Origin of the sequence: Pseudomonas sp. NY5710 (assembly GCF_013305665.1) — a bacterium.
In the GTDB taxonomy this organism is placed as follows: Bacteria; Pseudomonadota; Gammaproteobacteria; order Pseudomonadales; family Pseudomonadaceae; genus Aquipseudomonas; species Aquipseudomonas juntendi.
On sequence record NZ_CP045554.1, the window covers coordinates 3,986,838 to 4,011,913 of the forward strand.

At 62.1% G+C, this 25,076-nt stretch carries 19 protein-coding genes, 3 tRNA genes and 1 pseudogene; 15 read left to right on the forward strand and 8 right to left on the reverse strand.

Annotated features, from left to right (window positions below; translation table 11 throughout):
* Positions 1–172: 172 nt before the first annotated feature.
* The 3 genes from GEV39_RS18420 to GEV39_RS18430 all read left to right on the forward strand — a co-directional run bounded on the left by GEV39_RS18420 (position 173) and on the right by GEV39_RS18430 (position 4,305).
* Positions 173–1,456, forward strand: coding sequence for an OprD family porin (locus GEV39_RS18420; protein ID WP_173890771.1), 1,284 nt, complete (start codon positions 173–175; stop codon positions 1,454–1,456).
* 159 nt (positions 1,457–1,615) lie between these two features.
* Positions 1,616–3,331 carry a proline--tRNA ligase gene (locus GEV39_RS18425; RefSeq protein WP_173890772.1) on the forward strand — a complete coding sequence of 572 codons (1,716 nt, stop codon included), beginning with the start codon at positions 1,616–1,618 and terminating at the stop codon, positions 3,329–3,331.
* 20 nt (positions 3,332–3,351) lie between these two features.
* Positions 3,352–4,305, forward strand: coding sequence for a hypothetical protein (locus tag GEV39_RS18430; protein WP_173890773.1), 954 nt, complete (start codon positions 3,352–3,354; stop codon positions 4,303–4,305).
* A gap of 81 nt (positions 4,306–4,386) precedes the next feature.
* On the opposite strand, the gene dinB is transcribed toward GEV39_RS18430, so the two are convergent.
* On the reverse strand, positions 4,387–5,445 hold the full coding sequence (dinB, locus tag GEV39_RS18435) for a DNA polymerase IV (RefSeq protein ID WP_161892868.1): 1,059 nt from the start codon (positions 5,443–5,445) through the stop codon (positions 4,387–4,389).
* A 221-nt stretch (positions 5,446–5,666) separates the two neighbouring features.
* Here dinB and GEV39_RS18440 point away from each other — a divergent pair.
* From GEV39_RS18440 to GEV39_RS18460, 5 genes are all read left to right on the forward strand, one after another.
* A tRNA-Met gene (locus GEV39_RS18440) sits at positions 5,667–5,743 on the forward strand.
* A gap of 135 nt (positions 5,744–5,878) precedes the next feature.
* Positions 5,879–5,955: transfer RNA gene (locus GEV39_RS18445), tRNA-Met, on the forward strand.
* Positions 5,956–6,076: 121 nt separating this feature from the next.
* A tRNA-Met gene (locus tag GEV39_RS18450) sits at positions 6,077–6,153 on the forward strand.
* Positions 6,154–6,406: 253 nt separating this feature from the next.
* Entirely contained in the window at positions 6,407–9,049 is a 2,643-nt protein-coding gene (gene mprF, locus GEV39_RS18455) for a bifunctional lysylphosphatidylglycerol flippase/synthetase MprF (RefSeq protein WP_173890774.1), read from the forward strand.
* A complete protein-coding gene (locus GEV39_RS18460; RefSeq protein ID WP_173890775.1) occupies positions 9,049–10,341 on the forward strand; it encodes a virulence factor family protein in 1,293 nt (430 codons plus the stop codon). Before mprF ends, GEV39_RS18460 begins: the two co-directional genes overlap by 1 nt.
* Before the next feature lie 135 nt (positions 10,342–10,476).
* On the opposite strand, the gene GEV39_RS18465 is transcribed toward GEV39_RS18460, so the two are convergent.
* On the reverse strand, positions 10,477–12,387 hold the full coding sequence (locus GEV39_RS18465) for a potassium transporter Kup (protein WP_009682553.1): 1,911 nt from the start codon (positions 12,385–12,387) through the stop codon (positions 10,477–10,479).
* Between the two features lie 235 nt (positions 12,388–12,622).
* Between GEV39_RS18465 and rimO the strand changes: the two genes are divergently transcribed.
* The 5 genes from rimO to tsaA all read left to right on the forward strand — a co-directional run bounded on the left by rimO (position 12,623) and on the right by tsaA (position 16,608).
* Positions 12,623–13,954: a 30S ribosomal protein S12 methylthiotransferase RimO gene (gene rimO, locus GEV39_RS18470; RefSeq protein ID WP_009682554.1), complete on the forward strand. Its 1,332-nt coding sequence runs from the start codon at positions 12,623–12,625 to the stop codon at positions 13,952–13,954.
* A gap of 156 nt (positions 13,955–14,110) precedes the next feature.
* Positions 14,111–14,578 carry a GNAT family N-acetyltransferase gene (locus GEV39_RS18475; RefSeq protein WP_173890776.1) on the forward strand — a complete coding sequence of 156 codons (468 nt, stop codon included), beginning with the start codon at positions 14,111–14,113 and terminating at the stop codon, positions 14,576–14,578.
* 109 nt (positions 14,579–14,687) lie between these two features.
* Complete coding sequence (locus GEV39_RS18480; RefSeq protein ID WP_173890777.1) at positions 14,688–15,398, forward strand: rRNA pseudouridine synthase; 711 nt, start codon at positions 14,688–14,690, stop codon at positions 15,396–15,398.
* Positions 15,399–15,447: 49 nt separating this feature from the next.
* The gene (locus tag GEV39_RS18485; RefSeq protein WP_029887591.1) at positions 15,448–15,909 is read left to right on the forward strand and encodes a YehS family protein; all 462 of its coding nucleotides are present in this window, start codon (positions 15,448–15,450) and stop codon (positions 15,907–15,909) included.
* 6 nt (positions 15,910–15,915) lie between these two features.
* Positions 15,916–16,608: a tRNA (N6-threonylcarbamoyladenosine(37)-N6)-methyltransferase TrmO gene (gene tsaA, locus GEV39_RS18490; RefSeq protein ID WP_009682558.1), complete on the forward strand. Its 693-nt coding sequence runs from the start codon at positions 15,916–15,918 to the stop codon at positions 16,606–16,608.
* 561 nt (positions 16,609–17,169) lie between these two features.
* On the opposite strand, the gene GEV39_RS18495 is transcribed toward tsaA, so the two are convergent.
* From GEV39_RS18495 to GEV39_RS18520, 6 genes and pseudogenes are all read right to left on the reverse strand, one after another.
* Positions 17,170–18,492: a dicarboxylate/amino acid:cation symporter gene (locus tag GEV39_RS18495; protein ID WP_054911991.1), complete on the reverse strand. Its 1,323-nt coding sequence runs from the start codon at positions 18,490–18,492 to the stop codon at positions 17,170–17,172.
* A 297-nt stretch (positions 18,493–18,789) separates the two neighbouring features.
* Positions 18,790–20,136 (reverse strand): ATP-binding protein, encoded by a 1,347-nt coding sequence (locus tag GEV39_RS18500; protein ID WP_173890778.1) that lies wholly within the window; start codon positions 20,134–20,136, stop codon positions 18,790–18,792.
* A complete protein-coding gene (locus GEV39_RS18505) occupies positions 20,133–20,810 on the reverse strand; it encodes a response regulator (protein WP_009682561.1) in 678 nt (225 codons plus the stop codon). The genes GEV39_RS18500 and GEV39_RS18505 overlap by 4 nt, the downstream gene beginning before the upstream one ends.
* Before the next feature lie 149 nt (positions 20,811–20,959).
* Positions 20,960–21,322 (reverse strand): annotated as a pseudogene (locus tag GEV39_RS18510) (outer membrane protein); the annotation flags it as partial.
* Between the two features lie 32 nt (positions 21,323–21,354).
* Entirely contained in the window at positions 21,355–21,930 is a 576-nt protein-coding gene (locus tag GEV39_RS18515) for a recombinase family protein (RefSeq protein WP_001173919.1), read from the reverse strand.
* A gap of 126 nt (positions 21,931–22,056) precedes the next feature.
* Complete coding sequence (locus tag GEV39_RS18520) at positions 22,057–22,356, reverse strand: type II toxin-antitoxin system YafQ family toxin (RefSeq protein WP_196240184.1); 300 nt, start codon at positions 22,354–22,356, stop codon at positions 22,057–22,059.
* Between the two features lie 101 nt (positions 22,357–22,457).
* On the opposite strand from GEV39_RS18520, the gene GEV39_RS18525 reads away from it, so the two are divergent.
* The gene (locus GEV39_RS18525; RefSeq protein WP_125855394.1) at positions 22,458–23,030 is read left to right on the forward strand and encodes a DUF6436 domain-containing protein; all 573 of its coding nucleotides are present in this window, start codon (positions 22,458–22,460) and stop codon (positions 23,028–23,030) included.
* Positions 23,031–23,209: 179 nt separating this feature from the next.
* Positions 23,210–24,712: a methyl-accepting chemotaxis protein gene (locus GEV39_RS18530; RefSeq protein ID WP_151883860.1), complete on the forward strand. Its 1,503-nt coding sequence runs from the start codon at positions 23,210–23,212 to the stop codon at positions 24,710–24,712.
* Positions 24,713–25,076: the final 364 nt, after the last annotated feature.

Here is a 25,076-nt window from a genome sequence, read left to right on the forward strand (position 1 = left end):
ACCTGAACGCGACATGGTGGAAAAGTTCCGTAAAGAGTGCCTATCGCCATATCGCCAAGAACAGTCAGCGTGCTATACATTTTCGCCGACATAACAAGAAAGAGCTGCTCCATATAACTAAAACACTTGGACGCAGCGGTACTCTTCCTAAAAACCAAAGGAGCAAATCACGATGCGCGTGATGAAGTGGAGCATGATCGCCCTGGCCGTTGCGGCAGGGACCTCGCAGTTGGCAATGGCCTCCGCACAAGATGAGTCCAAAGGTTTCATCGAAGATAGCAAGCTGAACGTCAAGACCCGCATGCTGTATTTCAGCCGTGACTTCCGCAACAACGCGCCTGGCAGCCAGAGCCGCGCGGAAGAAACCGGCCTTGGCTTCCTGGGCACCTTTGAATCCGGCTTCACCCAAGGCACCGTAGGCTTCGGCGTCGACGCCATCGGCATGCTCGGCCTGAAGCTGGACAGCGGCCGCGGCCGCGCCGGCACCGGCCTGTTCCCGACTGGCTCGGACGGTCGCTCGCAAGATGATTACTCGGAAGCGGGCGGCGCTGTGAAAATGCGCATCTCCAATACCGTACTGAAGTGGGGCGACCAGTTCACCGCACTGCCAGTATTCGCAACCGACGACAGCCGCTTGCTGCCAGAAGTTGCCGAAGGTGGCCTGATCACCAGCAACGAAATCGACGGCCTGACCCTGCACGCCGGTCACTTCACCGCGCTGAACGCCCAGGCCCAGACCTACCACGACAGCCTGCGGCTGACCGAGGCCAATGTCTTTGGTGGCACCTACGCCCTATCCGACAACCTCAGCACCAGCGTTTACTACTCGCGTGTCGAAGACCACTTCCGCAAGTGGTACGGCAATATCAACTGGGCGCTGCCGATCAGCGACAAGCAAGGCCTGGTGTTCGACTTCAACATCTATGACACCAAGTCCATCGGCAACAACCTGACCGGTGCATTCGTCAGCAAGTCCGACGGCAGCAACGAACTGGACAACATCGCAGCCAGCCTGTCGGCCGCGTACAACGTCGGCGCCCACACCTTCACCCTGGCCTACCAGAAGGTCACCGGTGACGGCGACTACGCCTACGGTGTAGACGGTGGCGGCACGGTCTTCCTGGCCAACTCCGTGGCCCGTTCCGACTTCAACGCCGAAGACGAAAAATCCTGGCAGGCTCGCTACGACCTGAACTTCGCTGAATTCGGCGTACCCGGCCTGACCTTCATGACCCGCTATGTACGTGGTACCGGTGCAACCACCCGCACCACCGACAGCGGCAAGGAATGGGAACGCGACATCGACGTCAAGTACGTGATGCAGAGCGGCCCGGCCAAGGACCTGAGCTTCCGCGTCCGTCAAGCTACCTACCGTTCAGCCGATGGCGTTTACTACGGTTCGCCTTCGATCGACGAACTGCGCCTGATCGTGGAGTACCCGCTGAGCATCCTGTAAGCCTGGCTTGCAGTGCCCCGCACCTGAAAAGCCCGGCGACCACGCCGGGCTTTTTCTTGGCTGACAAGCGTCACGCCCTGGGGCATCCTGTACGCCTTCGTTTCACCCCCGTACAATGCGGGGCTATTTCAACGTCTTAGGCAATCGACACGGCTAACCATGCGCACCAGTCAATATTTGCTCGCCACCCAGAAAGAAACCCCTGCCGATGCAGTGGTCATCAGCCATCAGCTCATGCTGCGTGCCGGCATGATCCGCAAACTGGCTTCCGGCCTGTACACCTGGCTGCCGATGGGCCTGCGGGTAATGCGCAAGGTCGAGGCCGTGGTGCGTGAGGAAATGAACGCCGCCGGCGCCCTCGAAGTGCTGATGCCAAGCATCCAGCCCGCCGAGCTGTGGCAGGAGTCTGGCCGCTGGGAACAATACGGCCCGGAACTGCTGCGCCTCAAAGACCGTCATCAGCGTGACTTCTGTGTTGGCCCAACCCACGAAGAAGTGATCACCGACCTGGCCCGTAACGAGCTGTCCAGCTATAAACAGCTGCCGCTCAACATGTACCAGATCCAGACCAAATTCCGCGATGAAATCCGCCCGCGCTTCGGCCTGATGCGTGGCCGCGAGTTCATCATGAAAGACGCCTACTCATTCCATGCCGACCAGGCTTCCTTGCAGGAAACCTATGACCGCATGCACCAGGCCTACAGCAACATATTCACGCGCCTGGGCCTGGACTTCCGCCCAGTGCAGGCTGACACCGGCTCGATCGGCGGCAGCTACTCGCACGAATTCCACGTACTGGCCGAGTCTGGCGAAGACGACGTGATTTTCAGCGACAGCTCCGACTACGCCGCCAACATCGAAAAGGCCGAGGCCATCCCACGGGAAACCGTGCGCCCTGCGCCTACCGAAGAGCTGCGCCTGGTCGACACGCCAAACGCCAAGACCATCGCTCAGCTGGTGGAAAACTTCGGGCTGCCGATCGAGAAAACCGTCAAGACCCTGATCGTGCGCGGCGCCGAGGAGGGCAAGCTGGTGGCCCTGATCGTTCGTGGCGACCACGAGCTGAACGAAATCAAGGCCACCAAGCTTGAACAGGTTGCCGACCCGCTGGTAATGGCCACCGAAGCCGAACTGCGCGAGGCAATCGGTGCCGGCGCCGGCTCGTTGGGCCCATTGAACCTGCCGCTGGAATGCATCATCGACCGTTCGGTGGCGCTGATGAGCGATTTCGGTATTGGTGCCAACATCGACGACAAGCACTATTTCGGCGTGAACTGGGAGCGCGACCTGCCAGTGCCACAGGTAGCCGACCTGCGCAATGTGGTTGAAGGCGACCCGAGCCCGGACGGCCAAGGCACCCTGATCATCAAACGCGGCATCGAAGTCGGGCATATCTTCCAGCTGGGCACCAAGTACAGCGAAGCGCTGAAGTGCCAGGTGCTGGGCGAGAACGGCAAGCCGGTCGTGCTGTCGATGGGTTGCTACGGCATTGGCGTATCGCGCGTGGTGGCAGCTGCCATCGAGCAGAGCTACGACGACAAAGGCATCATCTGGAACGACGCCCTGGCCCCGTTCCAGATCGCCCTGGTACCGCTGCGCTACGAAACCGAAGCGGTTCGCGAGGCAACCGACAAGCTGTACGCCGAACTGACCGCCGCCGGCTTCGAAGTACTGCTGGACGACCGCGACAAGAAAACCAGCCCCGGCATCAAGTTCGCCGACATGGAGTTGATCGGCATCCCGCACCGCATCGTGGTCAGCGATCGCGGCCTGGCCGAAGGCAACCTGGAGTACAAGCACCGCACCGAGCAGGACGCCCACCCGTTGCCGCTCAATGAAGTGCTGACCTTCCTGCAGGCCCGCGTTCGCCGCTGATAACCAATGCACGAGTAATCATGTTCAAGCGAAGTACCTTTACCCGGGGGGGCGCCGCACTGTGCGGCGCCCTGCTCGTCAGCGGCTGCGCCAACCAGATGTCCCAGCGCAGCGACCATGAGGAGCGCGTGGAGCGCAAACTGCTCGCCCACACCCTGCAGATCGATGTCGGCGAGCCGAAGGTGATGGAGCTGCCGCAACGGCGTGTGCGCGTGCATGAGCAAAAGCGTTTCGAAGTGACCGAGTTCGAAGTCACCCGCCGCTATGATCGCTACACGCCTTACCAGCCCTGGCGGGAGATCTACGAGATCCCGCTGGGTGCGGTGGCCGTTGTGGCCGGGGTTGGCGCCAACGTGGTCAATGTCTTCGCCTTGGGCAACCTGCCGCAAAGCATGACCCACGACTGGCTCAGCTATGGGGTGGACGGGCTCAACCCGTTCATGAACGTAGCGTCCAATGGCCGCGCCCAGCAGAACCTGGCCGGGATCAGCGAAGTGCAGAAAGGCCAGCGTGAAGAATCCACCAGCATGCCGTGGAGCGAACGCCTGGTCGAGGTCAAAGCTGGCAAGATGACTCACGAGCTGACCACCGACCGTAGCGGCGTACTGCGCCTGAACCTGCTGGACAGCCCGTTTTCGGAGCAGAACCTCAACCACGTCGGCACCCTGCACCTGCAAGTGCTCGACGAGGACAACGGGGTCCGTGGCGACGCCAGCCTGCTGGTCAGCGCCACCCTGCGCAACAAGCTGCTTGAGGCCCATGAGCTGATCTTCGATGACCTTGAAGATGACGACGTCAGCCAGTGGGTACACCGGGTCAAGCGCCTGTCCGAGCTGGGCCTTGAAGAAGAAGCCAGCGAAATGGAACAGAGCCTGATCGAGCTGACCCGCAACGACCCGGAACTGCAGCAGGAGTTTCTGCAGTCGCTGACCAAGGCTACCGGGCGATTGGTGGCTGACCCGGGGGCGCAATAACCCGGTCTCTACCCGCGCCACGCGTCGCGGTCACCTTGTGGATCGGCATTGCGTCGCCCACCGCGACGCATGGCCGCTTCTTTATATAGGCGCAAACAGCTCCAGCTGTTCATGCGCCCCGCGCAGATCGCGCAACCTTACCCCTACCCCCAACAACCGCACCGGCTTGCCACCGCGGGCGAACGCCTGCCCCAGCAACTGCCGGTAGCTTTCCAGGTCCCTGCCCGCACCCGCCTGTTCCAGCGTGGTTTGGCTGAAGTCATGAAACTTGACCTTGACGAAGGGTTTCTCTGGCCGGTAACTGCTGTCCATGCGGGCGATGCGTTCGTTCAGGCTTTCCAGCAGCTCCGGCAAACGCGCCAGGCAACTGGCCAGGTCCGGCAGGTCGGTGTCGTAGGTATTTTCCACGCTGACCGACTGGCGCCGGCTATCGTTGTGCACCGCACGCTCGTCAATACCTCGCGCCAACCCCCACAACCGTTCACCGAAACTGCCGAACTCGCGCACCAGCGCCAGGCGCGACCAGTCACGCAGCTGCAGGCAGGTTTCGATACCCAGGCGCGTCAGTTTGTCTGCAGTGACCTTGCCCACGCCGTGCAGCCTGGCCACTGGCAAGGCCGCAACGAATGCCTCGACCTCATCGGGGGTAATCACGAACAGCCCGTTGGGCTTGCGCCAGTCGCTGGCGATCTTGGCCAGGAACTTGTTCGGCGCCACCCCCGCCGACACGGTGATATGCAGGGTTCGCGCGACTCGCCGGCGAATATCCTCGGCAATACGGGTGGCGCTGCCCGAATACCATTGGCTGTCGCTGACATCCAGGTAGGCCTCGTCCAACGACAAGGGCTCGATCAGCTCGGTGTAGTCACGAAAGATGGCATGAATTTCCCGCGAGGCTTCGCGATAGGCCTCGAAACGCGGCTTGACGATCAACAAGTCCGGGCACAGTTTCAGCGCGTGGCGCGATGCCATGGCTGAACGCACACCGTAGGCACGCGCTTCATAGTTACAGGTGGCGATCACGCCACGGCGCTCCGCCGAGCCGCCCACCGCCATGGGCCGCCCGGCCAGGCGCGGGTCGTCACGCATCTCGATCGCGGCATAGAAGCAATCGCAGTCAACGTGGATGATCTTGCGCAAAGACATGGATGACCGTCAGTACTGTAAATTCATACAGATAGTATCGCATGGGGCCGCCCGTTCAACAGCTGACCCGCATGCCCGCGCGATAATCGGCCTGAAACGCCCGCCGCGCCTGAGCCGCATGCGGGTTCGATACGCTAAGGGTTTGAACAAAAAAGGTTTTTCCAAAACAATTGCTTGACACTCGCGCGCAAATCCGTAGAATTCGATCTCACAGGCGCGGGATGGAGCAGCCTGGTAGCTCGTCGGGCTCATAACCCGAAGGTCGTCGGTTCAAATCCGGCTCCCGCAACCAGTTTCGAGAAAAGGCCACTGTTAACGCAGTGGCCTTTTTCTTTGCCCGTGATAAAGCCAGTTTCCAAAAAGTCTCGGTAAATCAAAAAGTAGCGCTTGACACACACGCTGCACACTGTAGAATTCGCCCCACTGACGCGGGATGGAGCAGCCTGGTAGCTCGTCGGGCTCATAACCCGAAGGTCGTCGGTTCAAATCCGGCTCCCGCAACCAGATTCAAGATAAGGCCACTGTTAACACAGTGGCCTTTTTCTTTGCCCTTGAAAAAAGGTTTGAACCACAGCGTGATAATACTTGACACCTGACCGTCACACTGTAGAATGCGCCCCTCTGACGCGGGATGGAGCAGCCTGGTAGCTCGTCGGGCTCATAACCCGAAGGTCGTCGGTTCAAATCCGGCTCCCGCAACCATATTCGTCAGAACAAACCCCGCCTGTGTAACAGCAGCGCGGGGTTTGTTGCATTTGTCTCCTGCCACTCGCATGACCGGGTTTACCGATCCAACCTGCGGTGTTGAGGGGTCATCCTCTGGATGAACTATCTTTAACGCTGCCGGACGACTGCAAGTCATGTTGTCCGGAGTAATATCCGGATACGTTTTCCAAAGGGACTTTCACTTGGCCGCACCTCTCCTCCACCTCGCGCTGCTTGCCCGGGGCAATTCATGACTACGCACAACCCCGAACCCCAGGTACCGCTTGCCACGGCGCTGCCAGGTGCGGTTCAGCGCCTGCCGTTGCTCGAACGCCTGAGCCGCTACCGCCAGCCCATCGGCCTTGCGGTAACCCTACTGCTGTTCACCATGGCCCTGATCGCTTGCCGCCACTTGCTCAGCGAACTGGACATCTACGCCCTGCACGACGCCATGCTCAGTGTTCCGGCGCAGTCGCTGCTGGGCGCGTTCGTCGCGACGGTGGTCGGCTTCGTGATCCTGCTTGGCTACGAGTGGTCGGCCAGCCGCTATGCCGGGGTCAAGCTACCGGCACCTACCCTGGTGCTGGGTGGTTTCAGCGCGTTCGCCATCGGCAACGCCATCGGCCTGTCGATGCTCTCGGGCGGCTCGGTGCGCTACCGCTTGTACGCCCGCCATGGGCTGGGGGCTGGCGAGGTCGCACGCATGACCGTTTTTGCCAGCCTGTCGCTGGGCTGCGCGCTTCCCCCCCTGGCCGCCCTGGCGACCTTGAGCGACCTGCGGGCTGCATCCAACGCACTTGGCCTGGCCCAGGGCCTGCTGGCGGGCATCGCCAGTGCGGTGCTGGTCGCCTCTGCCCTGCTGGTCATCGGCTTGTATCGTCGGCGCCTTGCCGAACAGCCACTGGCCAATAACCTGCTGGTGCAACTGGGGCGCCGCACCTTGCGCCTGCCGGATGCCCGCCTGACTGCCCTGCAACTGCTGATCACTGCACTGGATGTGGCAGCTGCCGCTACCGTGCTGTACCTGCTGCTGCCCGAAGCGCCTCCGTTCGGCGCGTTCGTGCTGGTGTATCTGCTGGCCTTGGCGGCAGGTGTGCTCAGCCATGTACCGGGCGGGGTCGGGGTGTTCGAGGCGATCCTGCTGGCGGCCTTTGCCAATCAGCTCGGTGCAGCGCCACTGGCTGCCGCATTGTTGCTGTACCGGTTGATCTACGTAGTGGTGCCGCTGCTGCTGGCCTGCGTGTTGCTGTTGGCCAACGAAGCCCGGCGCCTGCTGTTCGCGCAGCAGGCCATGAAGGCTGCCTCGGGGCTGGCTGCGCCTATCCTGTCGATCCTGGTGTTCCTGTCCGGTGTGGTGTTGCTGTTCTCCGGCGCCACCCCGGAAATCGACACGCGTCTGGAGCACATGGGCTTTCTGGTGCCACACCGGCTGATCGATGCATCGCACTTCGGCGCCAGCCTGATCGGCGTGCTGTGCTTGCTGCTGGCCCAAGGCCTGCGTCGGCGCCTGTCGGCCGCCTGGATGCTGACAATCGTATTGTTGCTGGTCGGTGCCCTGCTGTCGTTGCTCAAAGGCTTCGACTGGGAAGAGGCCAGCCTGCTGACCTTTACTGCCACCTTGCTCGCCGTGTTCCGGCGCTCGTTCTACCGCCCCAGCCGGTTGATGGAGCTGCCCTTCTCGCCGGTATTTCTGGTCGCAAGTGCCTGTGTTGTCGGGGCCTCGGTGTGGCTGCTGCTGTTTGCCTACCAGGATGTGCCCTACAGCCATCAGCTGTGGTGGCAGTTCACCCTCGACGCCGACGCCCCCCGCGGCCTGCGCGCCGCCATGGGCAGCGCCTTGCTGTTGGCGGCCCTGGCACTGACCTGGTTGCTGCGCACCGCACCACCGGTGATCCACCTGCCCGACGAAGAAGAACTGCAGCGTGCCAACCGCATTCTGCTGGCGTCCGACCAGCCTGACGGCGGCCTGGCGCTTACCGGCGACAAGGCCTTGCTGTTCCACCCACGGGACGATGCCTTCCTCATGTATGCCCGGCGCGGCCGTAGCCTGGTGGCACTGTACGACCCGATCGGCCCGGCACAGGAACGGGCCGAGATGATCTGGCAGTTCCGCGACCTGTGCGACCTGCACCATGCGCGGCCGGTGTTCTACCAAGTACGTGCGGAAAACCTGCCGTTCTACATGGACATTGGCCTGACCGCGCTGAAGCTGGGTGAAGAGGCCCGGGTCGACTTGCGCCGCTTCGACCTCGAAGCCAAGGGCAAGGAAATGAAGGATCTGCGTTATACCTGGAACCGCGGCGGACGCGATGGCCTGAGCCTGGAAATCCACGAGCCTGGCCAAGCACCGCTGGCAGAACTGAAGGAAATCTCCGACGCCTGGCTCGGCGGCAAGAACGTACGCGAGAAAGGCTTCTCGCTGGGACGCTTCAGCCCGGACTACCTGCAGCACTTCCGGATTGCCCTGATTCGCTTCCAGGGCCGGCCGGTGGCCTTCGCCAACCTGCTGGAAACCCACAGCCACGAACTGGCGAGCCTGGACCTGATGCGCGCCCACCCCGAGGCCCCCAAGCTGACCATGGAGTACATGATGATCGGCTTGATCTTGCACTATAAAAGCCGTGATTACGGGCGCTTCAGCCTGGGTATGGTGCCGCTCTCCGGCCTGCAGCCACGGCGTGGCGCGCCATTGACCCAGCGCCTGGGCTCACTGGTGTTCCGCCGTGGTGAGCAGCTTTACAACTTCCAAGGGCTCCGGCGCTTCAAGGACAAGTTCCAACCGGACTGGGAACCCCGCTACATGGCCGTGCCAGCCGGGCTCGACCCGCTGGTGGCACTGGCCGACACTGCCGCCCTCATTGCTGGCGGCCTGACTGGATTGGTGAAACGTTGATGACCCGACGCTATTGGCTGTACCTGCTGGTTCCCCTGTTGCTGGCTGCCCTGGGTGGCGGGCTGGCGTTCTGGCTGTGGACGCGCCCTGCCCCAGAGGCGCACCTGGAACAACTGAGCATCAATGACACCCCCATTACCCGGGTCACGCCAGGCGTGCACCCCAAAGTCAGCGTGGCCATCGGCGTGCCTCAGGACCAGGCGCTGAGCGACAAGCAACTGCTGGACCTGGCCCAGGCTGGCGAGGCCCAGCTGGTGCAGGTGATCCTGCCACCGACCGATTGCAGCAAGCAGCAACAGGCGCTGGACCAAGCCCTGAAGCAATTGCCGGCAAAACCCGACCTGGTCGCCGGTATCGGCCCTGGTGCCGCGCAGGCCTGGCGCTGGCTGGCCGGGCAGAGCGATGACAAGGCCCGCGCCATTTCCGTAGGTTTCGCCCTTGAGCAGCCCGGCTGCCAGGCGCCGTTGCCCACATCGGCGGCGCATGGCCACTGGAGCGTGGCCTGGAACGACAACCCGGACGACGCCAGCGCCGCCTTCGTGCGTGACCAGGCCAATGCCGAAACCAGCATCAGCGATTACGACATCCACCTGCCGCAGGTGCTCAAGGCGCAACTGACCCAGGCCTTGCTCGGCCACGATGGCAACGCGCTGCCAGTCCCGGTAGTCGAGGTGCCGGCCGGGCAAACCACCGATACCGTCACCCTGTTCCTTTCCGGCGACGGCGGCTGGCGCGACCTGGACCGTGATGTGGCCGGTGAAATGGCCAAGCTGGGCTACCCGGTGGTCGGCATCGACACGCTGCGCTATTACTGGCAGCACAAAACCCCCGAGCAAAGCGCTGCCGACCTGTCCGAACTGATGCAGCACTACCGCCAGAAATGGGGCACCAAGCGGTTCGTGCTTGCCGGGTACTCATTCGGGGCCGACGTACTGCCGGCGATCTACAACCGCCTGCCGGCCGAAGACCAGCAGCGTATCGACGCCGTGATGCTGCTGGCCTTTGCCCGCAGTGGCAGTTTCGAGATCGAAGTCGAGGGCTGGCTGGGCAAGGAAGGCCAGGAAGCGCCAACCGGGCCGGAAATGGCCAAGCTGCCCGCTTCCAAGGTGGTGTGTGTGTATGGCGTCGAGGAAGCCGACGAAAGCGGTTGCACCGACGGCACGGCTGTTGGCGAGCGCTTGAAGCTGCCCGGCGGCCACCACTTCGACGAGAACTACCCGGCGCTGGCCAAGCGCTTGATTGGCGAAATCGAGACGCGCCAAGGCAAGGCGAGCGTGGCTGAGCAGAACTGACAAAAATCGGGGCGGCTTGGCGGCCCATCGCTGGCAAGCCAGGCTCCCACAGGAACCGCGCCATGTTGAATACCAGCGCAGTACTTGTGGCAGCCTGGCTTGCCAGCGATGGGCTGCGAAGCAGCCCCTTGCCAATCAGATCTCGACCTGGGTCCCCAGCTCGATCACCCGGTTCAGCGGCAAGTTGAAGAAGCGCAGGTTGCCGTTGGCATTCTTCAGCAGGAAGGCGAACAGGTTGCCACGCCAGCGCGACATCCCCTCGAGCCGTGAGGCGATCACCGTCTCACGGCTGAGGAAGTACGTGGTGCGCATGGGGGTGAAGTCCAGGCCATCCAGATGGCACAGTTTCAACGCCGCCGGTACGTCCGGCTCGTCCATGAAGCCAAAATGCAGCAGCACGCGGAAGAAGCCGTCACCATAGGCTTCCACTTCGAAGCGCTCGTGCTCCGGCACCCGCGGCCGATCCTCGCTGACCACCGTCAACAGCACCACCTGGCTATGCAGCACCTGGTTATGCAGCATGTTGTGCAATAGCGCATGCGGCACGGCATCGGAACGCGCGGTCAGGAACACCGCCGTGCCTTCGACCCGGTGCGGTGGCTGGATGCGGATACTGCTGATGAACAACGGCAGCGGCAGTGCCCCTTCGTCGATGCGCTCGACCAGGATCTGCTTGCCACGCTTCCAGGTGCTCATCAGCAGGTACAGCACGCCCCCGGCCAGCACCGGGAAGGCGCCACCCTGGACAATTTTCGGCACGTTGGCGGCAAAGAACAGCCCGTCGACCAGCAGGAAACCGACCAGAATCGGCACCGCCAGCAGCGGCGGCCACTTCCACAGCAGCAGCATCACCGCCGACACCAGGATCGTGGTCATCAGCATGGTCCCGGTTACCGCCACGCCGTAGGCTGCCGCCAGCGCCCCGGAGGACTCGAAACCGATCACCAGCAGTACTACGCCCACCATCAGGGTCCAGTTCACCGCACCGATATAGATCTGCCCTTGCTCGTCGCTGGAGGTGTGCTGGATCTGCATGCGCGGGATATAACCCAGCTGGATGGCCTGGCGGGTCAAGGAGAAGGCCCCGGAAATCACTGCCTGCGAGGCGATCACCGTGGCCAGGGTGGCCAGGCCGACCAACGGCAACAGCGCCCAGCCCGGTGCCAGCAGGTAGAACGGGTTGCGGGCCGCATCCGGGTCCTGCAGCAAGAGCGCGCCCTGGCCAAAATAGTTGAGCACCAGCGCCGGCAGCACCAGGATGAACCAGGCACGGGCGATAGGCTTGCGGCCAAAGTGGCCCATGTCGGCATACAATGCCTCGGCACCGGTCAGCGCCAGCACCACCGCACCCAGAATGGCCACGCCCATCCCCGGGTGCACCACGAAGAAGTTGACCGCCCAGCCGGGATTGAAGGCCTTGAGCACTTCCGGGCTTTGCGAAATGCCGTGCACGCCCAGTGCACCGAGCACCACGAACCAGGTGACCATGATCGGGCCGAACAGCTTGCCGATCTTCTCGGTACCGTGCTTCTGCACCAGGAACAGGGCCACCAGCACCACCAGCGAGATCGGCACCACCCAGTGGTCGATACCGTCGAACGCCAGGCCCATGCCCTCTACCGCCGACAGCACCGACACCGCCGGGGTGATCATGCTGTCGCCATAGAACAGCGAAGCGCCGATCAGGCCACAGATCACCATCAGTGTGCGCAGCCGCGGGTAGGCCGCCGTAGCCCGCCGCGCCAGCGCAGTCAGGGCCATGGTGCCGCCCTCGCCCTGGTTGTCGGCGCGCAGGATGAACATCACGTACTTGAACGACACCACCCACAGCAGCGACCAGAGGATCAGCGACAGGATCCCCAGTACGCCGTCATGGTTGACCGGCACCCCATAACCACCGGTAAAGACTTCCTTGAGGGTATACAGCGGGCTGGTGCCGATATCGCCATAAACCACCCCGACCGCTGCCACGAGCAGGCCCAGCGACCGCGTCGCACCCTGCTTACCCTCGTGCCCGCCCTCAGCGTGACTGCTTGCCTGAACCATCGACCACTCCCGCAGACGGCCATTACGGCCTTTCAGTATTCACTCTGCGACCAAGCACTCACTGCAGCTTGGCGCAACGGCGCGAAGCATAGCGCAGCGTTCGTCGTATTTCTGCTGGTCAAGCGTCCCTGCGCTCGCTAGAATTGCGCACTTTTTGATCAGAGGCGCCAAAAGCGCCCGTCAAGATCGCCCCCGATTCCGGCCGGGCGACCTGCATTCAATACCGAGGTTAGTCATGTCCACCACGCCCGCCACCCCCAAGGTAGGTTTCGTAAGCCTGGGTTGCCCCAAAGCCCTGGTCGATTCCGAGCGCATCCTGACCCAGCTGCGCATGGAAGGCTATGAAGTCGTGCCCACCTACGAGGATGCCGACGTGGTGGTGGTCAACACCTGCGGCTTCATCGACAGTGCCAAGGCCGAATCGCTGGAAGTCATCGGCGAAGCGATCAAGGAAAACGGCAAGGTCATCGTGACTGGCTGCATGGGCGTTGAAGAAGGCAACATCCGTGACGTGCACCCAAGCGTGCTGTCGGTCACAGGCCCGCAACAGTACGAGCAGGTGGTCAACGCCGTGCACGAAGTGGTGCCACCCCGCCAGGACCACAACCCGCTGATCGACCTGGTACCGCCACAAGGGGTCAAGTTGACCCCGCGCCACTACGCCTACCTGAAAATTTCCGAAGGCTGCAACCACAGCTGCAGCTTCTGCATCATCCCGTCGATGCGCGGCAAGCTGGTCAGCCGCCCGGTGGGCGAAGTGCTGAGCGAGGCCGAGCGCCTGGTGAAAGCCGGGGTCAAGGAGATCTTGGTGATTTCCCAGGACACCAGCGCCTATGGCGTCGACGTCAAGTACAAGACCGACTTCTGGAACGGCCGCCCGGTCAAGACCCGCATGCTCGAACTGTGCGAAGCACTGAGCAGCCTGGGTGCCTGGGTGCGTTTGCACTACGTGTACCCGTACCCGAATGTCGACGATGTGATCCCGCTCATGGCGGCCGGCAAGATCCTGCCGTACCTGGACATTCCGTTCCAGCATGCCAGCCCGAAAGTGCTCAAGTCGATGAAGCGCCCGGCTTTCGAAGACCGTACCCTGGCACGCATCAAGCAATGGCGCGAACAGTGCCCCGAACTTGTGATCCGTTCCACCTTCATCGTCGGCTTCCCCGGCGAAACCGAAGAAGACTTCCAGTACCTGCTGGACTGGCTGACCGAAGCCCAGCTCGACCGCGTGGGCTGCTTCCAGTACTCGCCGGTGGAAGGCGCCCCGGCCAACGACCTGGGCCTGGATGAAGTGCCGGACGACATCAAGCAGGACCGTTGGGACCGCTTCATGGCCCACCAGCAGGCCATCAGCGCGGCCCGCCTGCAACTGCGCATCGGCAAGGAGATCGAAGTGCTGATCGACGAAGTCGAGGCGCAAGGTTCGGTAGGCCGCAGCTTCTTCGATGCCCCGGAAATCGACGGCAGCGTGTTCATCGATGGCGACCATGGTTTCAAGCCAGGCGACAAGGTTCGTTGCCGGGTGGTAGACGCCGACGAATACGACATGTGGGCCGAGCCGGTCTGACACCCACGCAGTACGCTGCGCACCATCGCCGGCCAGCAGCTCCTTTACCAGGGAGCTGCCTGGCCGATGATGGGCCGTGCAGGCGCACCGGCAATCCTTGGGCCTGTTGCGCTTTTAGCATCTATCGTTTCCTCAGCCCCAGAGGAACGTACCCCGATGCGCCAGCCATTGTCCCTGCAAACCCCGCACCTTAGCGACTACCCCGAACTGGCCCAGGTCTGGGAAGACTCGGTGCGCGCGACCCACGATTTTCTACCCGATGCCTATATCCGGCTGCTGCGTGAGCATGTGCTGTACCGCTACCTCGACGCCGTGATGCTGGTCTGCTGCAAGGACCGCCAGCGTATCTGCGGGTTTGCCGGAGTCGCCAGCGGCCGGGTGGATATGCTCTTCGTTGCCCCGGCCTACCGTGGCCAGGGCGTGGGCAGGCGCCTGCTGCGCTACGCTATCAACGAACTCAATGCCGAAACCCTGGACGTCAACGAGCAGAACCTGCAAGCCTTGGGCTTCTACCTGCATGAAGGTTTCGAGGTAGTCGGCCGCTCCCCTACCGATGGCCTTAACCAACCCTACCCCCTGCTGCATATGCGCCTGCGGGGCACAGGCCAGTGCAGCGGCGACTGAATATGCCGCCAGCAGGTCGCCGAAATGGCGCAACTGACACAGATTCCCATCATCAACCGCGTAGGGGCAGGTACAATGGTCACCTTTCCCTGCCTCTGCGAATTGCGCCATGTCCGAACCCGTCCGCCTGTCCAAACGCCTCATCGAGCAGCTTGGCTGCTCTCGCCGCGAGGCCGAGCTGTACATTGAAGGAGGCTGGGTCACGGTCGATGGCGTGGTGATCGAGCAGCCGCAGTTCAAGGTCGGGCAACAGCGCGTCGAGCTGTTGCCTGGCGCCCGCGCCGAGACCCTGGAGCCGGTGACCCTGCTGCTGAACCAGCCTGCCGGCATGGACAGCGAAAGCGCCCGCGCCAGCATCAGCATGGGCAGCCTCAGCGAAGCCCACCGCGAGGGCGTGCGTGCGCTGCACGGGCACTTTGTCCGGCAGGCTTGCATCGCCCCACTGGAGCGCGGTGCCAGTGGCCTGCAAGTGTTCACCCAGGACTGGCGGGTGACCCGCAAGATCGAAGCCGACCTGCGCCGCCTGGAGCAGGAATTCATCGTTGAAGTGCGCGGCCAGACCACGCCCCAGGCGCTGGAGCGCCTGGCCCGCGGTGCTACGCGCAACGACCGTGAGCTACCCAAGGCCAAGGCCAGCTGGCAGAACGAGACCCACCTGCGCATGGCCCTGAAAAATCCGCAGCCTGGGCAGATCGCTGAACTGTGCGCTTACCTGCGCCTGGAGCTGGTCGGCATGCGGCGCATTCGCCTGGGTGGCGTGTCGATGGGCAAGTTGCCGCTGGGCCAATGGCGCTACGTGGCCACTACCGAACGTTTCTAAGCAATAGGCCGCGCTGGAACGCGCGGCACCTGAACAGGATTCAGCAGCAATGAACCACAACGATGTCCTGCGCAGCCTGCGCTACATGCTCAAGGTGAACGACGCCAAGATGGCCGAGATCATCGGCCTCTCCGGCCTCGAAGTGCACCCGCTGGTGCTCGCCACCTACCTGAAGAAAGAAGACGAAGAAGGCTTTGTGCGTTGCCCTGAGCGGGTGATGGCGCACTTCCTCGACGGCCTGGTGTTCTACCGTCGCGGCAAGGATGACAGCCGCCCGGCGCAACCGATCGAGCTGCCGGTGACCAACAACCTGATCCTCAAGAAGCTGCGGGTGGCTTTCGAACTCAAGGAGGACGACTTGCACGCGATCCTAAAGTCCGTGAACTTCCCGGTCAGCAAGCCGGAATTGAGCGCACTGTTCCGCAAAGCTGGCCACGACAACTACCGGCCGTGCGGCGACCAGTTGCTGCGCAACTTCCTCAAGGGCCTGACTTTGCGCGTGCGCGGCTGAGTGACCATGCAGCACACCGTTGCCCCGGTCGGTATCGTCCGTTCATGCTTCAAGGAGAAGTTTGCCATTCCGCGCCAACCGCAGCTGGCTCCCGCCGCCCGCGGGGTGCTGGAGCTGCTGCCGCCGTTCGACCAGGGTGAAGCAGTCGAAGGCCTGGAGCAGGTCAGCCATGTCTGGCTGCTGTTCCTGTTCCACCAGGCGCTGGAAGACAAGCCACGCCTGAAGGTGCGGCCACCGCGCCTGGGTGGCAACAAGAGCATGGGCGTGTTCGCGACCCGCGCCACCCATCGGCCAAATGGCATCGGCCAGTCGGTGGTGCGTCTGGAGGGGGTTGAACCCGGGCGGCTGCTGCTGTCCGGGATTGACCTGCTGGACGGCACGCCGGTGCTGGACATCAAGCCCTACGTGCCTTACGCCGACAGCATTGCATGCGCCAGCAACCAGATGGCCAGCGCCGCGCCTGCAGCCATTGCCGTGCACTGGGCCGACAGCGCATTGGCGCAGGCCCGCGAGCATGCATTGCGGCTGGGTGAGCCGCTGGTGGCGCTGATCGAACAATGCCTGGCCCAGGACCCACGCCCGGCCTACCAGGTACCTGCACCAGAACGGGTGTACGGGGTGAGGTTCTGGGATGTGCAGGTGCGCTGGCATTACCCGCAGCCGGAGGCGATCCGGGTGTTGGAGGTCGTGCTGGCCTGACCCCGATTCAGGCTTGTTCGCTGTCCATTGTAGGAGCGGGTTCACCCGCGAATACGGTGGTGCCGGCAATGCACAATGCCTGGCAGAAATCGGTCCGCAGGCCCGGCCCTTTCGCGGGTGAACCCGCTCCTACAACGGGCTGGGGTGGCCGGTAGCCCTGCGGGGCCGGGCCGGCATCATCGATCGATGTAGGAGCGGGTTCACCCGCGAATACGGTGGCGCCGGCAACGCACAATGCCTGGCAGAAATCGGTCCGCAGGCCCGGCCCTTTCGCGGGTGAACCCGCTCCTACAACGGGTGGGGGTGGCCGGTAGCCCTGCGGGGCCGGGCCGGCATCATTGATCGATGTAGGAGCGGGTTCACCCGCGAATACGGTGGTGCCGGCAATGCACAATGCCTGACAGAAACTGGCCCGCAGGCCTGGCCCTTTCGCGGGTGAACCCGCTCCTACAATGAATCGCGCAGGCTTTTCAAATTTTGAGAAAGACCGTTGCTCATACAAGAACCGCGTAGGCATGAAAAAGGCGACCCGGGGTCGCCTTTTTGCATTTCAAGCCGCTATCAACGAGCCGGGCCTTCAGCCACACCCAGGTCGTCGGTTGGGCGGGTATCAACCAGCGGTGCACCGCCGGACGCCAACTCCGAGGCCAGCTTGTCGTTGTCCATTTCCTTGACCCACTTGGCCACGACCACGGTGGCAACGGCGTTGCCGACCAGGTTGGTGAGGGCGCGGGCTTCGGACATGAAGCGGTCGATACCGAGGATCAGCGCCAGGCCGGCAACCGGCAGGTGGCCCACCGCCGACAGGGTGGCAGCCAGCACGATGAAGCCCGACCCGGTGACGCCGGCAGCACCCTTGGAAGCCACCAGCAGCACCAGCAGCAAGGTGATCTGGTGGGTGATGTCCATGGTGGTGTCGGTGGCCTGGGCGATGAAGACCGCAGCCATGGTCAGGTAGATCGAGGTGCCGTCGAGGTTGAACGAGTAACCGGTCGGGATCACCAGGCCTACCACGGACTTCTTGGCACCCAGGCGTTCCATCTTGGCCAGCATGCGCGGCAGGGCCGATTCCGACGAGGAGGTGCCCAGTACGATCATCAGCTCTTCACGGATGTAGCGGATCAGCTTCAGCACGCTGAAGCCGTGGGCGCGGCAGATACCGCCCAGCACCACCAGTACGAACAACAGGCAGGTGATGTAGAAGCAGGCCATCAGGTAGCCCAGCTGCACCAGCGAACCCACGCCGTACTGGCCGATGGTGAAGGCCATGGCACCGAAGGCGCCAAGCGGTGCCAGCTTCATGATCATGTTGATGATGTTGAACATGACATGGGCGAAGCGGTCGATCATGTCCAGCAGCGGCTTGCCGTAGCTGCCCAGGCGGTGCAGGGCGAAGCCGAACAGGACCGAGAACATCAGCACTTGCAGGATATCGCCGTTGGCGAATGCACCGACCACCGTGTTGGGGATGACGTTGAGCAGGAAGCCGACCGTGGTCTGCTGCGCACCGGCGGCGGCGTAGGCAGCCACACTGCTGGCGTTCAGGGTGCTGACGTCGATGTGCATGCCAGCGCCTGGCTTGACCACGTTGACGACGATGAGGCCAATGATCAAGGCGATGGTGGAGACGATTTCAAAGTACAGCAGCGCGTAGCCGCCAGTCTTGCCGACCGACTTCATGCTCTGCATGCCGGCGATGCCGCTGACCACGGTACAGAAGATGATCGGGGCGATGACCATCTTGATCAGTTTGACGAAACCGTCACCGAAAGGTTTGAGCGCGACGCCCGTTTCCGGGTAGAAGTGGCCGAGCAGGATGCCGATGGTGATGGCGACCAACACCTGGACATACAGGGATTTGTACAGCGGCTGACGTGTCGTCATGGCTAATTTTCCTCAAGTGTGCCGGCTCACCCTTCCCAGGGTGATGGGGCACCTGAATCGCTAACCCTCCTGCACCTGGAGGGATTTGTCGTTGTGTTCGAGCTGCCTGGGCAGGCCTCTGCGTAGATCAATAGCAAGGGTGGTGCCAAAGTGCCCAGCAAGGGTGCAAATGCCTTGTTTAGCAAGGATTAGTGCCCAACGACGGGGCGATAAAGGTGAGGAAAGCTGGCGGATTTCCGCCCGGTGGCGGGTTTTGTACAGGCATGTTGGCGGGAATCCGCCCACCCGGGCCGTGAATCAATCGAGGTTGAAGGTAATCCTGAACGCAGCCCCACCCAGTGGGGAGTCCCCCAGGCTGAGCACGGCGTCATAGCTGTCGACGATATCCTTGACCACCGCCAGGCCGATGCCCTGCCCCGGGTGCTGGCTGTCCAGCCGCTCACCGCGCTCGAGGATGCGCTCGCGCTGGTCGACCGGCACGCCCGGCCCGTCGTCTTCGATGCACAAGGTCAGGCGCCCTGGCACTTGCTCAAGGCTTACGCGCACCTGGCCAAGGCTCAACCGATAGGCGTTTTCCAGCAGGTTGCCGAGCATCTCCAGCAAGGCGCCCTGCTCCATCGGCACCTGGGCCGCCCCGGGTAACACCCGTTGCACCTCCACGCGTTTGTCCCGGTATACCTTGGCCAACGTGCTGCACAGGCTGTCGAGCACAGGCCGTAGCGGCACACTGTGGCGCACCAGGCCGCTCTTGCGCAGGCTGGCGCGCTGCAACTGGTAGTCGATCTGCTGGCTCATGCGTTCGATCTGGCTTTGCAGCACCCGCGCCTGTTCGCGTTCGCCACTGCGCTGCTGCAGGCTTTCGCCCACCCCCTGCAACACCGCCAGCGGAGTTTTCAGGCTGTGTGCCAGGTCGTCCAGCGAATCCCGGTAGCGCGTACGCTGCTCGCGTTCACTGCGCAGCAAACGGTTGAGCGAGCGGGTCAGGCGCAGCAGCTCGCGGGGGTGCTCGCCGCTCAGGCCATCGCGCGCCCCTGCTTCCACTTCATCCAGTTCGTGGCTTAGCCGGCGCAGCGAGCGCAAACCCCAGGTCAAGCCTGCCCACAGCAACACGAGCAGCGCCAGCAAGGCGGCGCCGAAGCCCAGGTAGAGCTTTTCGCGCAGGCCGCTGAGGGTGGCCTTGTACTCGCTCACCGGCTGCAGGGCGACAATGCTGTAGGCTGCGCTCTGGCCACCCAGCAGCTTGATCTCGACGTCGTAGACAAAGAACTCTTCACCATCGGCCTGGTGGATGCGGGCAAATTCGTTGCCGCGCCCGTCATAGCGCGGCCGGTAGTTGATGTGCCGGTCGGCAGTGGCGCGGGACTGCCAGACCAGGTGGCCACCGCGGTCGAAGATATACCCGAGCAGGCCGGTGTACGGCAGGTTGTAACGCTCGTCCGGCAGCAGTTCGGGCATCTGCAACTGGCCGCCTTCGATGCGCGCGGCCGATATCAGCGTGGTCACGTCCGAGGCCAGGCGCTGCTCGATCGACTCCTGCAGGGCCAGGCTGAACGCCTTCTGTAACGCGGGCAGCAACCCCAGCATGAACAGCAGCGCCAGCACGGCGGCGGCCAGCATCAGGCGCACGCGCAGGGAACGAATCATCGGCAGCGCTCGGTGAACAGGTAGCCCAGGCCACGTACGGTATCGATGGGTTTGAACCCCTGCTCGCCTTCCAGCTTGCGGCGCAGGCGGCCGATCAGTACTTCGATGACATTCGGGTCACGCTCCTCATCGCCTGGGTACAGTTGCTCCATCAAGCGGTCCTTGGCCACCACTTGCTGATGATGGCGCATGAGGTATTCGAGGATGCGGTACTCATAAGCCGTGAGCGCCAACGGCTGCGCATCGAGGCTGGCCTGCTTGCGGTTGAGGTCGAGCACCAGCGGGCCGGCAGCGATGGTCGACTGGGTGAAGCCGCTGGAGCGACGCAGCAGCGCATTCAGGCGGGCTTCGAGCTCTTCGAACTGGAAGGGTTTGACCAAGTAGTCGTCGGCGCCTGCGGCCAGGCCTTCGACCTTGTCCTGCCAGTTGCCACGGGCCGTGAGGATGAGGATGGGGAAGGTCTTGTCCTGGCTGCGCAGGCGCGTGATCAGCTCCAGGCCACTGATACCGGGCAGGCCCAGGTCGATGATGGCCAGGTCGAAGTGATACTGCCCGGCCTGGTACAGCGCCTCTTCGGCATCGGCGACCGCCTCGACCACGTGGCCGCTTTCGCCCAGGCGGGTGTAGAGGTGATGGCGAAGCAGGGCTTCGTCCTCGACCACCAGCAGTTTCATATGCAGCTCCTTTTCATCTATTGCCTGTACCGGCCTCTTTGCGGCTAAAGCCGCTGCCACAGGAAGCACACAGGTTTGCTGGCCTGTGCGATCGCTGTGGCAGCGGCTTTAGCCACGAAGGGGCCGGTACAGGATAACCCGGCAGGCCGTCAGAACTTGTAGGAAGCCGCCAGGTAAGTCTGCGCACTGCTGCTCAGGCGCAGGGTGCCATCCTTCGGCCCGCCATGCGCGCCCACTTCGGTTGCCGCATTGGTGCGCAGGTAACGGTAGCCCAGCTCGACCGAAGCCTTGTCGGTGATGTCCTGGATCACACCGGCCTGCAGCCCGTAGGCATAACCGTAGTCGGTATCGCGGCGGGCACCTGGCGAGTCCTGGGTGAGCTTGGTCATGCCCAGGCTGCCACCACCAAACAGTTTGGTGGTATCGCCCACCGGCAGGAACAGGTCATAGCTGCCCAACAGGTTTTCCTGACGCAGTTTCAGGCCGCTGTGATCGCCCGAGACGTTGTCATAGTGTCGTTTTCAGAAGGCGACTGCACGAAATATCAGGAGTCGGCTGCACTGCCAGAACTGGCCGCCTGCAAGGCAGCGTAGAGAGCGGTTTTTCCTACCTTGAGGCGTGCGGCGGCCTCGCGGACATTCAAGCCGTTGGCGACAAGCTCCCGCGCTCGTTGCAACTTGTCGGCAGTGACAACCGGCTTGCGTCCGCCTTTGCGCCCGCGTGCGGCGGCAGCGGTCAACCCGGCCTTGGTGCGCTCGCGGATCAGGTCGCGCTCGAACTGGCCCAGCGCACCGAACACATGGAAGATGAGCCGTCCGCCCGGCGTGGTGGTGTCGATGTTTTCAGTCAACGAGCGGAAGCCGACGCCCCGTGCTTCCAGCTTGCCGACCGTCTCAATCAGGTGCGGCAGGGAGCGGCCAAGCCGATCCAGCCGCCAGACGACCAGCACATCGCCATCGCGCAGATAAGCCAGCGCATCGGCCAAGCCGGGCCGGTCTGCCTTGGCCCCGGATGCCGTGTCCTCGAAAACCCGTTCGCAGCCTGCATTGCGCAGCGCATCCGTCTGCAAGGCGGTGTCCTGTTCCGCCGTCGATACCCGCGCATAGCCGATGAGTGCCATTTCCGCCAATTTGTCCGTTATACCGTCCGCCTATCTTATTGTCCGTCATCCCGTTGCGCAAGATGTTTTCGGACAGGCGTCCGGTTTGGCCGCCTAATGATCGTTTGGCGGACAAGGCGACTGGCATCAGCCGAACAGCTCGCTATGGGAGCCAAGCCGCGCCAGTCGCAGGGTGTCGGCGTCGGACTTGCGGTAGATCAGCAGCAGGTCGGGCTTGATGTGGCATTCGCGGTAGCCCGCCCAATCGCCGGAAAGATCGTGGTCGCGGTATCGCACATCCAGGGGCTGATCGGTCGCCAGCGCGACCAGAACCGGCTTGAGGTCATCATTCGTGCAGCGGACTCCTGATACTGTTCGTTCAATAGACGACTGCACAACAGCCTTCAAACCGCGTTGTCTGGTGCAGTCGTCTTCTGAAAATGACAATGTTGGCTTGTCGCATAAGTTAGGGGTAAAGCGACGGCTGTGGCTTGGGCTGGTAAGCCCTAGCTATGGTAAGTTGCGCATCTGAAAATTAAAGACTGCCCATGACCCGTCCGAATCGCAAAACCCTTATAGCAAGCCTGCTGATTATGCTCTGGGGCCTCTCCATGCTAGTCGCCTACTGGTGGTACGAAGCGCGCTACCTGCGCAGCTTCGGTGAGCAGACCGCGTTATTCTACGGTAAACAGCTGCGCCTGCCTGATGAGCTTGCTGGTCCAGGCCCGATCCGCCTGATACATTTCTGGGATCCGTCCTGCCCGTGCAATATCGGCAACCAGCAACACCTGACCGAGCTGATCAAGCGCTTCGGCCCACAGGGTGTAAGTTTCTACGCGGTACAAACGCCAGGTAGCCACGGCCAATTACCTGATGTCCTGAACGCCCTGAAAACCTTACCGGCCTTGAGCGGCAGCTACAAAATCCCCGCCAGCCCGGCTGTGGCAATCTGGGACCGGACAGGCCAACTGGCATACTTCGGCCCCTACAGTGAAGGCGCAACCTGCACCTCTAGTAACAGCATTATCGAGCCCATTTTAGACGCCCTAAATGCTGGCAGACCCGTACACGCAAACAACACAATGGCCGTAGGCTGCTTCTGCGACTGGCCGAGCAATTGACGATCACAAACCGGCAGCGCGCTACGGCATTATGCGCAAATTCACGCTCATCCCTAGACTCAACTTGCCGATACAGCAATTGTGAGCAGTTGCCGCTCGCCTAAATCAAGCTAACGCTATTTAGAAGTATATTGATTGCCGCACTCACCACGACTTCACAACCTCTCGAGCCTCTCACCATGTCAGCTAACCTCTCCCCCACCCTTCAACAGCACTACCAAAAATCAGACCGAATCATGCTGGGGGTGCTGTGGCTGATGTTTGTGTACTCGCTCGGCCTCGCGTTCTGGAATGGCACTTGGGGTCAAGCGCTCCTGGTCGGTGGTGGTACGGCTGTAGTAATGAGCGTACTTAACCAGCTCATCAGCGGCCAACGCCTGTTGCGTTGCGTGATGGGCGCGGCGTATATGGTGATGGCGGCCCTGCACATCAACCAGGCCGGCGGCATGATGGAAATGCACTTCAGCATCTTTGTGTTACTGGCCTTCTTAGTCTATTACCGCGACTGGCTGCCGATCGTGGTCGCAGCGTTGGTGATTGCAGTGCACCACCTGAGTTTCTTTGCATTGCAGGCACAAGGTGTTGACGTGGTTGTACTGCCGAGCGGCAGTTGGCCGATCATTTTCCTGCATGCAATGTACGTCGTAGCCGAAAGCGCAATCCTGATTTACTTGGCGATGCAGACCCACGCGGAAGCCGTTGAAAGCGCGGCGCTGATACAAGCGGCCGAAAAGCTCACTGAGAAAGATGACGAAATAAACCTCGTTTACCGCAGCAGTGCCCAGGGCAAAGTTAGCCGAGGCTTTAACCACTTTCTCGGCACCTTAGATGAGTTGGTCGGTGAAGTGATTAAAGACACCCAAAGCCTGCAAAAAATGGGTGACAGTCTGCTGCAAACCACCGGCCACCTAAGCTCCGGCGCGGAGCAGCAGCAAGGCGAAATCATCTACATGAGCTCAGCCATGCTGCAGATGAGCACCGCTATTGACGAAGTAGCTGGACATGCAGATGGCGCCGCAACGGCAGCTCAAACCGCCAATCAACAGGCTGCCGAGGGTAGCCGCTCGGTCAACCATGTGCGTAGCGAGATTGGCAAACTAGCCACGCAAATCGATGTTACTGAAACCGAGGTTCAGGCGCTGGCAGAACAGTCCGAGAAAATCGGCAAGGTTCTGGAAGTGATCCGTTCGATTGCGGATCAAACCAACCTGCTGGCCCTAAACGCTGCGATTGAAGCCGCACGTGCTGGCGAGCATGGTCGTGGTTTTGCCGTCGTGGCTGACGAGGTGCGTAATCTTGCGCAGAAAACAGCGTTGTCCACCGCTGAGATCCAAGAAATCATCAGCGGCCTGCAACAAGGCAGCCGTCAAGCAGCGACTGCCATGCAGGAAAGCCGAGACAGTGCGCGCAGCTGCCTACGAGACAGTCAGGCAACTGCCGAACTGCTCGGCGCCGTAGCGCAAGACATCAGCGCCATTACTCAAATGAACGAGCTGATTGCCGCTGCCACCCACGAGCAAGCTGCCATCAGTGCAGAAGTCAGTCAGCATCTGCACAGTGTGCAAAAAGTGGCTGAGCAAACGTTCGGCGATGCGAACAAGCTTAATAACGATGGCCAGCAACTCAGCCAGTTAGCCGATCGTTTGAGCCGTTTGAGTGGTCGCTTCCGCGTTAGCCGCTAAGCGCTGAATAGCCCCGACTTGGTAGGCAAATCTTACGGACTACTTTTGGCTGATGTTTGTGTGTCGAGTCCGACATTAACGGTCGGACGCGTGCCAGCGCGAGCCCTGCACTGGCACGCGGTATGATCTTGACCCGATTTACATAAACGGCGTTATGCGCACCGCAGAAACGACAAAACCGCCCGAAGGCGGTTTTGTATAAGCCCCACTGACGTGGGGTAGGTGAAGCATCCACCCGTAGGGTGGTGAAGGTTTTGATCCTTTCGGATCTCGCTCAGCCGAAGCCTTTGCGCTTTTTCTAAGCTGCCCAAAGGGCAGTGAAGTGGTGAAGCTTTCTCGCGTTAGGTGAAGCTGAAGTTGAGCA